10 protein-coding genes are annotated in these 11,297 nt (G+C 39.5%); 5 read left to right on the plus strand and 5 right to left on the minus strand.

Going from position 1 to position 11,297, the window contains the following annotated elements; translation table 11 throughout:
* The 5 genes from WBM60_RS07150 to WBM60_RS07170 form a co-directional block, all read left to right on the plus strand.
* Nucleotides 1–237, plus strand: a 237-nt coding sequence (locus tag WBM60_RS07150) for a hypothetical protein (RefSeq protein WP_424282913.1), incomplete at its 5' end; no start/stop codon positions are given.
* Between the two features lie 829 nt (nt 238–1,066).
* A complete protein-coding gene (locus WBM60_RS07155; protein ID WP_424263110.1) occupies nt 1,067–1,432 on the plus strand; it encodes a hypothetical protein in 366 nt (121 codons plus the stop codon).
* Between the two features lie 48 nt (nt 1,433–1,480).
* A complete protein-coding gene (locus WBM60_RS07160) occupies nt 1,481–2,242 on the plus strand; it encodes an SDR family NAD(P)-dependent oxidoreductase (protein WP_424277925.1) in 762 nt (253 codons plus the stop codon).
* 212 nt (nt 2,243–2,454) lie between these two features.
* Nucleotides 2,455–3,597: a saccharopine dehydrogenase family protein gene (locus tag WBM60_RS07165; RefSeq protein WP_424263114.1), complete on the plus strand. Its 1,143-nt coding sequence runs from the start codon at nt 2,455–2,457 to the stop codon at nt 3,595–3,597.
* Nucleotides 3,598–3,849: 252 nt separating this feature from the next.
* Nucleotides 3,850–4,794, plus strand: a complete 945-nt coding sequence (locus WBM60_RS07170; RefSeq protein WP_424277367.1) for a DUF2268 domain-containing putative Zn-dependent protease — start codon at nt 3,850–3,852, stop codon at nt 4,792–4,794.
* A 164-nt stretch (nt 4,795–4,958) separates the two neighbouring features.
* On the opposite strand, the gene WBM60_RS07175 is transcribed toward WBM60_RS07170, so the two are convergent.
* The 5 genes from WBM60_RS07175 to WBM60_RS07195 form a co-directional block, all read right to left on the minus strand.
* Nucleotides 4,959–6,809, minus strand: a complete 1,851-nt coding sequence (locus WBM60_RS07175; protein WP_424282914.1) for a Xaa-Pro dipeptidyl-peptidase — start codon at nt 6,807–6,809, stop codon at nt 4,959–4,961.
* A 116-nt stretch (nt 6,810–6,925) separates the two neighbouring features.
* Entirely contained in the window at nt 6,926–7,465 is a 540-nt protein-coding gene (locus WBM60_RS07180) for a hypothetical protein (protein ID WP_424263120.1), read from the minus strand.
* 174 nt (nt 7,466–7,639) lie between these two features.
* Nucleotides 7,640–9,631, minus strand: coding sequence for a S9 family peptidase (locus tag WBM60_RS07185; RefSeq protein WP_424282915.1), 1,992 nt, complete (start codon nt 9,629–9,631; stop codon nt 7,640–7,642).
* A 78-nt stretch (nt 9,632–9,709) separates the two neighbouring features.
* The gene (locus WBM60_RS07190) at nt 9,710–10,426 is read right to left on the minus strand and encodes a VIT1/CCC1 transporter family protein (protein WP_424282916.1); all 717 of its coding nucleotides are present in this window, start codon (nt 10,424–10,426) and stop codon (nt 9,710–9,712) included.
* 168 nt (nt 10,427–10,594) lie between these two features.
* Nucleotides 10,595–10,993, minus strand: a complete 399-nt coding sequence (locus WBM60_RS07195) for a hypothetical protein (protein WP_424282917.1) — start codon at nt 10,991–10,993, stop codon at nt 10,595–10,597.
* Nucleotides 10,994–11,297 lie beyond the last annotated feature (304 nt).

An 11,297-nucleotide genomic window follows, 5' to 3' on the forward strand; every position in this document is an offset into this window, starting at 1 on the left:
AAATGGCAGGAAAACAACTTTGAGATTCTTTCCCAGAAAGAAGGAGAGGAGGCGAAAAATATGTCTACAATCAATTTAAAGTCTCTTGTAGGTGATAATAAAACGGTTTTAACTAATTATGCTAAAGACACATATGGTTTTAGAACCTTTTTTACTAAAGGACCCGTCTTTGAATCCAGCTTCCAACTAGATGCTTTAGAGGCGTTCACTAAAATGGTAGAAGATTATAACAAATAACAATAGTTAGAATTTATTACACTATTAGTAGAGACGACCATTAAAGGTCGTCTCTATTTGTTTTATGAAAACAAGAAGTACTATAAATCAGATTAACCTACCTTATACCATTTCCTTAATGAGCTTACTGTGAGGTTTTATATTCTTTGAATACATTAACTATACCATTGATAAATATGGATAAAAAAAAGCCGCTAACAAGAGCTAAACCCAATTGGGGCAATCACTTGTATAAAAGCGCATTACGTTAGGAAACACTGCCAAATTTACAAGAGCAGGTAGAAGGAGAACATAAACTTGGAAATTGATATAAGAAATACTGGCTACAACATTGTTTAAAGGGCATTTTCACCTTCGCCAAGGCTTCGTTGATTAAAGAAAACGCCCTTTGTACTTAACCGTTATGCCTTGTGCAATGGTAGCGATAGGAACATCATAATTGATATAAAGAAAAGAGTAATTGATTTCAGTCCTTTTTTAAGTGCTTTCATGGCAACTTCGATTGAACCACCAGAACACTTTTCCAGATAATTCCCTACCTTAGGAAGAACAACCAGCTACTACTTCCCAAGATGAACTTCTTTAGTAAAATCCGTAAAAAACTCGCTGATGATAACCCAACCTCCGCTAAGGCTCCGGATGGTATAAAAACAGCAAAATAGCCTAAGTTTGCTATTGGTGAGATTATATTATATTAGTTGTCGTTGGTATTATAATAGGCCTGCAGATCAATAATTGCAATGAAAACGAAGGAAATAGATATCAAAATAAATGTAACTAAATAAAGCCTGCCACGCAGTCTCCCCTAGACTGCCGGCAGCAATAAGAAATGAACATAGAAACATGCATAAAATATCTCGAATTTGTATACCATGAATGTGAGAGATTCCTGGAAGATGGACGCGTTACAGATGACGAATTAAACAAATTAATAATTGAGTTTCACAGATTTCTGGACCAGGTATCTGAGAGTACCTTGCCTGTCGGAATAAAAGATCGAATCGCTGAATTGAATATAGACTACCCCAGGGGTCAAATCGGACGTGGGTATTGGTACATGTTCTCCGTTGTATTCACATTGGGATTAATGGCTATAATTTCCACTAACTTAAGACAAAGAAAGCGAAAGAGAGTTTTAGAAAATCTAAAAAGTGATACCGCAAACACATTAATTTTTATCAAAACGAATTACTAAAAGTATTAATACTATACTAACCAATTAAAAAGGATTCAAATGAGTACTATGAAAGAAAAAGTTGTGCTGATCACCGGGGCAAGTAGTGGAATTGGAAGGGCAACTGCAGAAGCTTTTGCGGCGAAAGGAGCATACATTGTTGTTGCTGCACGTCGAAAAGAAGAACTTGACAGCTTAGTGGCTTCTATAGAAGCAAAGGGTGGCATGGCATCAGCTATCAAGACCGATGTTTCTATTGCTAAGAGCGTAGAACAAATGGTCGCTCATACTATCGAAGTATTTGGCCGTTTGGATTATGCAATTAATAATGCCGGCATAGAAGGAAAACTAAATGGGATAACCGATCTTTCTGAAGATGATTGGGATCAGGTGCTTGACATCAACCTAAAGGGAACCTTTCTTTGCATGAAGTATGAGGCCAGAGCCATGCTCGATCTTGGTCTGGGTGGTGCAATTGTGAATATAGGCTCAGTTAATTCATTTCTGGGTTTTCCAACCGGATCGGCCTATGTAACGTCTAAACACGGTCTTATTGGATTAACGACCAGTGTCTCTGCCGAGTTAGGGCCAAAGGGCATTAGAGTAAACCTTTTATGTCCGGGTGTTACAGATACACCTATGCACCAGCGCCTGAGAGGTGTTGTTGGTGACGACTTGTACGATAAAGGATTGCTGCCTACTGTACATCTACAAAGAATTGGCCGCCCGGAGGAGATTGCAAAAGCTATTGTGTTTCTTTGCTCAGATGAATCCAGTTATATTGCTGGTTCCACACTTACAGTAGATGGCGGACTCACTTTAACCATGTAGTTCCATTTATTATCTATGAAGTTAGCCTTCCCTTTTTTTACAACCATTAATTTTAATTCTCCATCATAGGGAAAATTCAAACAACGGTTGGTATTACGTTCAAAATAAAGGAATCGTTTTCGCTCTCCATTGATAAAAGGGAATAGTAGCTTTACAAAATTATTGGGGTGCAAGGAAAAAATAAAACTTGGTAAAAATGCTATATTTATGGAATGAATAAGCACTCTAACATCATTATTGCCGGAGCGGGAGGAATCGCAGAAGCAGCTGGTCTGCTTCTGATGGAATGGAGTGCAGTACCCCCTACCATTTTTATCGGAAACCGAACACTTTCAAAAGCACAAAAGGTGGCCAGATGGATAGAAGAGGGTACAAGTAAACCCTGTTCCGTTACGGCATTTCATCTCCCCGAGGAAGGCCTTACAGAAGAAATGAAAGAAATCCTGGGTCAGGGTAATGTACTCCTCGATTGCCTCCCTGGTCGTCTGGCGCCGAAAATAGCCCGGCTGGCCAAAGACTTTCACATGCATTATGTAAACTTGACCGAGTATGTTGCAGAAACCACCGAAATAATGGAATTGGCAAAGGATGCCACAACGGGTTTCGTTCTTCAAACCGGTCTCGCTCCCGGCTACATCAATATCCTGGCCAACCACCTTTTCCAAAAGTTTTGCAGCGATTTTGAAGTAGACAATGTGGACAAGCTGGAGTTTAAAGTAGGTGCCCTGACCGACCATGCTGTTTCCCCACATTATTATGGATTTACCTGGAGTCCGGTCGGAGTGGCTACCGAATACTTAAAAGATACTTTGGTGCTTCGAGATTTTAAAAAAACAAGACTTCCTGCTTTGTCAGAAAGAGCCAGCATCATTATCGATGGCATTACCTATGAAGAGGACCTGACTTCCGGAGGTGCCGCTGACCTGCCTGATGCATTAGCTGGAAAGGTGAGTTCCCTCGACTACAAGACATTACGATATCCTGGACATTATGTATGGGTAGAAGAACAACTTGCCGGATTGAGAAATACTAGTGAGGCTATTGCTGCCTTACAACAAAAAATGGAAGCGTTGATTCCACACAACGAAGATGACCGGATCATTTTGTATGCTGCTGTGGAGGGTAAGGATACAGATGGGACTATGCACAGACGTGAGATTAGCAAACGGATACTCCCGCAAACCATAGGGCGGCATAAACTGCGGGCCATCCAAATAACCACGGCAGTGTGCTTGCTGCAGTCAGCACAACTGTTGGTTGAATCCCATTGTAGTGGTGTTGTCCTGCAAAGCCAAATAGATCCAAAGTCATTTTTAAACGGGAATTTTATTGTACCCGCCTTTGGAAAAGTGTAAATGCCTCAATAAAAGTTCCTATAGATTAGAAAAAAATGTGCATAGGTATATTGGAACAATTCGGTGATCGAAGGCACAAAACATAGCCCGTAATACTCGATTCTTTAGCAGAAAATGCCACTGGCCCGGTACTATGAATCCGCCCTGCAGGGTTGTGATGTGTTTGAAGCCTGAAATGCGTTGTCTCTGAACTGTAACAATTTTATAAAAAGATCTTCTTTATTTTTGTTAGACCAACAAAAACACTCTTTTATGATGACCACACTAATTTCATTAAAAAACAGCGCTTTGAGCTTCTGGGGACTGTGTATGTTCCTGTCACTGGTAGCCTCTGCCCAACCCAACCATCCACGAACACCAGAGCAGGCCAAGGTCGTTTATACTGACCTTGTTCATTTTGTTGAGGCCTACAACGAACTACTTACCAATACGGATACGCTCCAGGTATTACAAACCATGTATTTCGATCGTGGATCCGAAGGTTTAAAAGAATTTATACGCCGACACCAACTAAGCCCGGAGCTGCTGAGGGATGCGATGTTGGCCCATCCGGAGCGCTATGCCCTGCTTCCAAATTTTCTTGCCAATATCCCTGTCGTGGAAGAGACCTACCTGAAACTCATGCAAGACTATAGCAGCGTGCTGCCCAATGCGATGTACCCGCCAACCTATCTCCTGGTTGGGGCAAATAGGGGCATAGGACAGGCCTCCCTGGTGGGGCAGCTGATCACCGTAACCCGCGCAGCCGATAATTTGGAAAAATTGCAAAAAATAATGACTCATGAGTTGTCGCACTTCCAACAAGCCATGGCCATGGGGGGTCAAAAATATGCAGCACTGTACACCGCTCCTAACAATATGCTTGGCATTTGCCTTAGGGAAGGAGGGGCAGAATTTGTCACCTCTTTGGTGCTCAATGACATTACCCAAAGTGCCGCCCTGGACTATATTAAGAAAAACGAAAGCAGCCTGAAACAGCAATTTACAGAAGATCTGGAAACACAAAATAAAGACTTTTGGCTTTGGGCGTCAATCAACCAAAGCGAATATCCCAGGCTCCTGGGCTACGCCATGGGATATTTGATTTCCAAAAAATATTACGAACAGGCCGCTGATAAAACCGAAGCCCTTCAGAACATTTTACATATGGAGGACGCAGAGGCTTTTGTACAATCGAGTGGATATTTCGACAAGTAGCAGGGAAGTTGCCTTTTCGTGGAATCTTAAGAAATCTTTTAAACTCCTATGGCTATTGGTTTAAAAAGTAAGAATCCGGCTTATTTAATAAGCCGGACATGTATTCTTGTGGTCTTCCATAGAATAGCTATGGTTGGCAAACGTTTTAGATTGGTCTATTATGTTTAATTTTCTTTTACTGCATTTTTAAACACTTCAATGCCTCCCACAATTGGCAAGTTAATCGTTGTTGCATCTAAATCAACCGTTAATTCAGTTCCGGGTTCCGGGTGCAATGTATATTCTTTATCACTCGAAAAAATCAGGAGTCCTATTTGTTGGCCTTTTTTAATTATTTGATCATCGGGCATTAAATCAAAGGATACCTCATAGAATTTACCGCTCTTTAGGGGTTCACTTTTTCGTATCGAGCTATGATTTTGCGGATCTGCCCACCCACGGGTAATAATGTTATCGGTGATTTTAACCTCTCTTCCTTCATTCCAGGGCAACGAGACCAACCATACCGAAAGGTTTGCAGCGGGTTTACTGCTAGATAACCTGACTGTTACCTTTGCCGTTCCTGAAATATGAACATCTTCAGATAATTTTGGAGAAACATAGAGCAAGCGATGATTTGTTTGTTCGGCTTTGGCTAAGGATGTCCCTGAAAAAGAGTAATTATCAACAAATGTTTCCATGCCTTGATTCGGTGTTTTAGAAAGACTTAGAGCTCCCGTCTTTGGGGCTCCAGAACTTAAATACAGCGTCACTAACGAGGCATCCGGATTAGGGTAGTCTGCATATGCTGTTGGATTATCTTTCTTATCATATTCACGAACTATCCATGCTTTAGCGTCATTTTCTACACCATTTTCCACACCGTGCAAATAGCGTGTAAACCATCTATTCATCATTGTAATCGGCGGTGGTCCTCCGCCATGACCGCTTTGGTGGTAGAAAATTTGTGTTGGAAGTCCCATTTCCCGGGCTTTTTTATATATTCTGTAGCTATGCTCAGGCATGACATTCCAATCATTAAATCCGTGTGACATCAGCAGCGCAGCTTTCATTGGGGCCATATCATTTAAGTAGTCGCGACCCTCCCAAAAATCGTTATAATCACCACTGATTCTGTCCATGCCATTTTTCATTTCGGTATCACGAATTTTAGAATTGCTATAGGCTCGTTTTGATTCGTCACCACTATGGATAAAGTCATATAAAACATCAATGTCTTCACCCAGATAACCCCCGGGAGATCTAACCAAGCCATTTGACCGGTAATAATGATAATACGATGTATTTGGTGCTACCGGGATGATTGCTTCAAGTCCTTTTACACCGGTAGTTGCGGCAGCAAGAGAAAGCGTTCCATTATATGACGTCCCCGTCATTCCAACCTTTCCAGTTGACCAAAATGAGGTTACTTTTTCATTTCCATAAGGCGTTTTATATCCTTCAGCACGACCACAAAGCCAATCGATAACGGCTTTTGGAGCCAAAGATTCGTTATCTCCGCCAACAGTAGGTGATCCCTGAGATAGGCCCGTTCCTGGTGAAGATGAGTGTACCACAATATATCCTCTTGGCACCCATGTCTTAATCTGTGAATTAGAAATGACAGGTCGTTTGCCTGTGCGCGTTACTTCCGGATGTACACGAGGTTTCCCCATTTTGCCAAGTTCATGTTTAACATCCCAAAATAAACCATCGGGAATAGGATTGGCAGTACCTGCATAATATGGACTTGACTCATAAACCACAGGGAGTTTTAATCCCTCAGAATCCGTCTGATACGGACGCGTAACGTCTACATGCATTCTGTCTAATTTGCCATCCCCATCCGTGTCAAATTCTGTTTCAACCCAGAGATCTTCTCTAATCCATTTTGTCTCATCCTCAAAAGCGGGTACTATCTGGGCCTCTCCATCTTTAAAAATGGGAATTGCTTTTTCTGATGTTTGTGAATTAACAGAAAATACATTTGTAATAAATAGTAATAGCAGGAAGGATCGTGTAATGTGTTTTTTCATAATATATTCGTTTAGGATTGTGATAATGTTTGCCAACGGTAAGTATAAAGGGCGTTTTCTTTAATCGACGAAGCCTTGGCGAAGGTGATAATGCCCTTTATTCCGTAATAAATAATTTATATTTTGAATGTTCTTTTCATCTCGATGATCTGCAGATGGTGCCGGTCAATGTGATATCGAATAAATTCAAGCCTTTGAATTACATTTAAGGGACCACAGAGAAAATGAGGATAAATTACTTCATTTAAAGGTAAGCCATCTAAAATAGAATTAAATTCTTTCAAAAGGTCATCACAATTTCTGAAATGAGACGACCACACTCCAAGAGTCCATTTCCCGTTAGGCGTAGCTGAGGGAGGTGCCTTTTCTTTTGGCTTCCAGGTTCTTTTTATTATTTCTTCCATAGACAATCCATCATTCTCTGATTTGCCTTCCCATACAGGTTCGCCTATACGAAATTTTTCTGCTGCAGTGTAAATAAGATTAAACCCACCTCTTTCTGCTAAAACCAAATGTTCCATAACTTCTTGAATATTCCAGGATTCCACATCATTTTTTTTAGAGCCATCGGCCGTCGAAATACTATTTATTTCTTTTAGGATTCGAGATCTTGACAATTTGATTTCATTTTGCAAAGTGACTAAAACTTGATTCATACTATTTTTGTTTATTAAGATGCTAAGTTGATACCAATTTTATTCAAATGACGCCAAACGACCTTGATAAACGGACGTTTTATGCTTACGCCGAAGCTTCAGCATAGGTGCTAATGCCGTTTATTTTTTGTTAGTGGCCGTTTGTTTCATAGGCTTCAGGAAAATTTCTTTTTGTCAAAAATGATCCTTTATCCAGAACATCCATCGCTTAAAGACATCCTTTCTATGTACCGGGTCTTGTGGGAAATGGCCCGAAACCGGATAGGCTATGAATTTAGTCTCTACGCCATTGTCTTTTAAGTTATGAAATAATTTGAAAGATTGAGTAACTGTTACTCTTTGATCCAATGTATTAGAAAGAATTAGGGTCGGGGTTTTAATTTGGTGCGCATAGGTTATAGGCGATTGCTTGCGGTAATTATCGGCATTGTCATTAAGCCAAGGAGAACCGCCGAGACCATAACCCGACCAAATATTCATGTCGGCCATATTATACCAGTCAAACCAATCTGTAACGGCGGCCCCGGCAACTGCGGCTTTCCAGCCTTGATAATGAGAGGTAAGCCAAACCGTCATAAAGCCACCATATGACCACCCTGATACAGCCATCTTATTTTCATCAATAAAACCTAGCTTCTTAATGGCTTCAATTCCTGCCATCACATCCTTTCCTGGCCCTTCACCCGCATCGTTTATGACAGATCTTTGATAAGCTTTTCCTAAATTATTACTTCCCCGGTAGTTAGGTTGGAAAACGACCCAACCCTGAGCAGCAAAAGCCTGTGCGAAAAAATTAAAATCTTCTAATGAAGAACCCATCGGTCCACCATGGATATACAATACCAATGGGTATTTTTTATTTGATGAAAAATCAGGTGGATAAGTGATTACTCCGTCTTCTTCAAAGCCATCCTCGCTTTTCCAGTTTATAGAGCTAACTTTACCTAAATTTAATTGAGAAATAGTGTCATTGAAAGAAGTAATCTTTTCCGGAATGCTTTGATGATTTTTCATATAATACAATTCTGATGGTTCACTTGCTTTCGAACCAATAAATACTATTTCGTCATCAGGTCCTATAGCAATATTGTTAAGCGAAGGAAGGACTCCATTTGTATCCAGATTCTTGTAAATGCCATCTAACAGACCACGCCATAAACTTACTTTCGTTCCATCAGGTGCACCAACAAGCAAACTCTGATCAGAGAACCAGAAATGTCTGGAAATGTTACGATCGATATCAAGAATTACATCTTTCTTTTTGACACCATTCTGATCCACAGAAAATAATCCCATGGGATTAAAAAATGGCTCTAATCCTCTGGTTTTGCTATATAAAACAACAGATAAATCTTTGGAAAAAGATGGATTCGCGGGAACTCCAGGTCCTTTGTCCAGCACAGTAATCTTCCTGGTTTCTATGTCAATAAGTTGCAATGAACTGTTTAAGAATTCTGCTGAATGTGGTTTAGGCTGTGCTATATAGACTAACTTTTTGCTGTCATAAGACCAATTTATACTACCCGAAAAAACATTGTAGCCAACTTCCCCTGAGGTTAACTGATACGCATTTTTACCTTCATTGGAACAGATCCAAATATGGGCCGGCACCGAGGCTTCTTTCGCCAGATACCAATCATAACCTACTTCAAAGGATTTGTTATGCTTTTCAACCCCCTTTTTTTCCGCTAAAGAATCCTTTTCAACATATGCAAAAAAAAGTCCGTTAGGGCTCCATTTGTATGTAATGACACCCATTTTACTATGTGTCAGTTGTTGGGCTTCTCCCCCTTGACTTGTTAGTTTAAAAATTTGTTGTTTCTTATTGTTTCCTTCGGCTAAGAACGTTATGTGTTCACCATTAGGAGACCATTCCGGTTGATGAATTGAAGGCCGATTATAGGTAAGTGGTTTGGCTTCTTTAGTATCTTTCGTTACTATCCATAATGAATTGATGTATTTATTTTCTTCGAAGTCAGCTTTGCGGTTTATTAGCAATATTTTCGTTCCATCTGGACTAATTTTTGGACTGCTTAAGTCGACTAATAAGTCAAAATGTTCCAGTGTAAGATTAGACGACTGGGCGAAAACGGAATGCGATTTTGGAAAAATGGAAATAGCTAACAACAATAATATGGGCAAGTACGGAAGTTTAAAGTTTTTCATTTTAATAGGAAGGATTTAGTCATTGTCTTAATAGTATTATTTGATATTATGTTATTGTTTCTTTTTTTTATCATATAATTATCCAACATTCACATTAAACATATAACCAACCAAAGCGGTCAGCCCCATTGCAACCGTTCCCCAAAAAGTAATTCTTAAAATTGCTTTTCCAATACTTGAACCACCTGTTCTAGCTGCTAATGCTCCTAAAATAATTAGAAAAAATAGTGCAAAACCGTAAAGTGAATATTCCATACTTTTTAAAGGAAAAAATAGTGTTACTAAAAATGGAAGTAATCCTCCTATTGTAAAGGCTGCGCCAGAAGCAAATGCAGCCTGCATAGGTTTAGCTTGACTTATTTCATTAATCCCTAATTCGTCTCTAATATGTGCTCCTAACGCATCGTGTTCCGTTAACTCTTTAGCTACAGTTAAGGCAGTTTCTTTTTGCAGTCCTCTTTTTTCATAAATTTCCGCTAGTCTTTGTAATTCAATTTCGGGCATTTCATTTAGCTCTGACTTTTCACGTTCGATGTCAGCCTTTTCAACATCTGTTTGTGAACTTACAGAAACATATTCTCCAGCTGCCATTGATAGAGCACCAGCAACCAGTCCGGCTAATGTTGCCAGAATAACAGGTTCCCGCATATCACTTGCAGCAGCAACTCCAATCGCAATGCTTGCGGTTGATAAAATTCCATCATTAGCTCCAAGGACAGCAGCTCTTAACCAATTACTTCGATGTATGTAATGATTGTCTAAATAATTGTCTAAATCCTCTGTTTTTTCTGACATCTGTTCTGTTTGTTCAAATTACACAAAACGGTCTTGTATAACCGTCAGTTACGGGTTATAATTTACGTTTTTTTCAGTTGTGGGAGTTGTTGATTTGTAGTACGATTCATTCGATTATCCATCTACCGCCGTTATTGCGGTTATACATTGTTGTGCATAGTATTTTATTTACTGGGTATTCTTAAAAGTATCTTCAAAAAATTTTGTCCATTCCCTGTTAATTATTTGTTCCCCATATTCTTGAAAGCCTCCCTCTTGAGTTCTGCTGAAAAAAAATCTAGTCTTTTCATCTCTCCACACGATGAGCTGTCCATCCTTGTATTCCGCAGGATATCTAGCGGCACCTCCTTTAGAAAATCGGTAGTAGTAGTATTTTTGGTCTTTTTCATCGTAATTAATTATCGTATGAAGTTGCAAAAACTCGGTATTCAACTCAATTACCAAAATACTCTTGTCTAGGTCATAGGAAATGTTTTCGTACGCTGAACCTTGTCTGGCAACAACCCCATTTTCATAAACTTTTGTCGTACCAACCCATTCTCCAATCATGAAGTTTAGTTGTTCCATCTTTTCTTGCTTTAGGTTTTGGGCGAAAACTGAATTATACAGAAAAATTAGAACAATAAAATAAAAGTATTTAGAAGCTTTTCGATATCTCATACTTGTTCGTTTAATATTAAGCACAACTGGTTGCATGAATACTAATATACCCCAATATCCCTATAACTTCCCGGATAAGCAGAGCAATGTTCCTAAGGAGATCTGAAAAATTAATTTTATTCAATAGAATCTGCTGCGATCGCAACAATTATCTATTTTAATTACCGGCGTTTTTTGAATTGGAAACGAATTATTCTTCAAAGTGGTACAG

The organism is Eudoraea sp., assembly GCF_049669105.1.
Classification (GTDB): Bacteria; Bacteroidota; Bacteroidia; order Flavobacteriales; family Flavobacteriaceae; genus Eudoraea.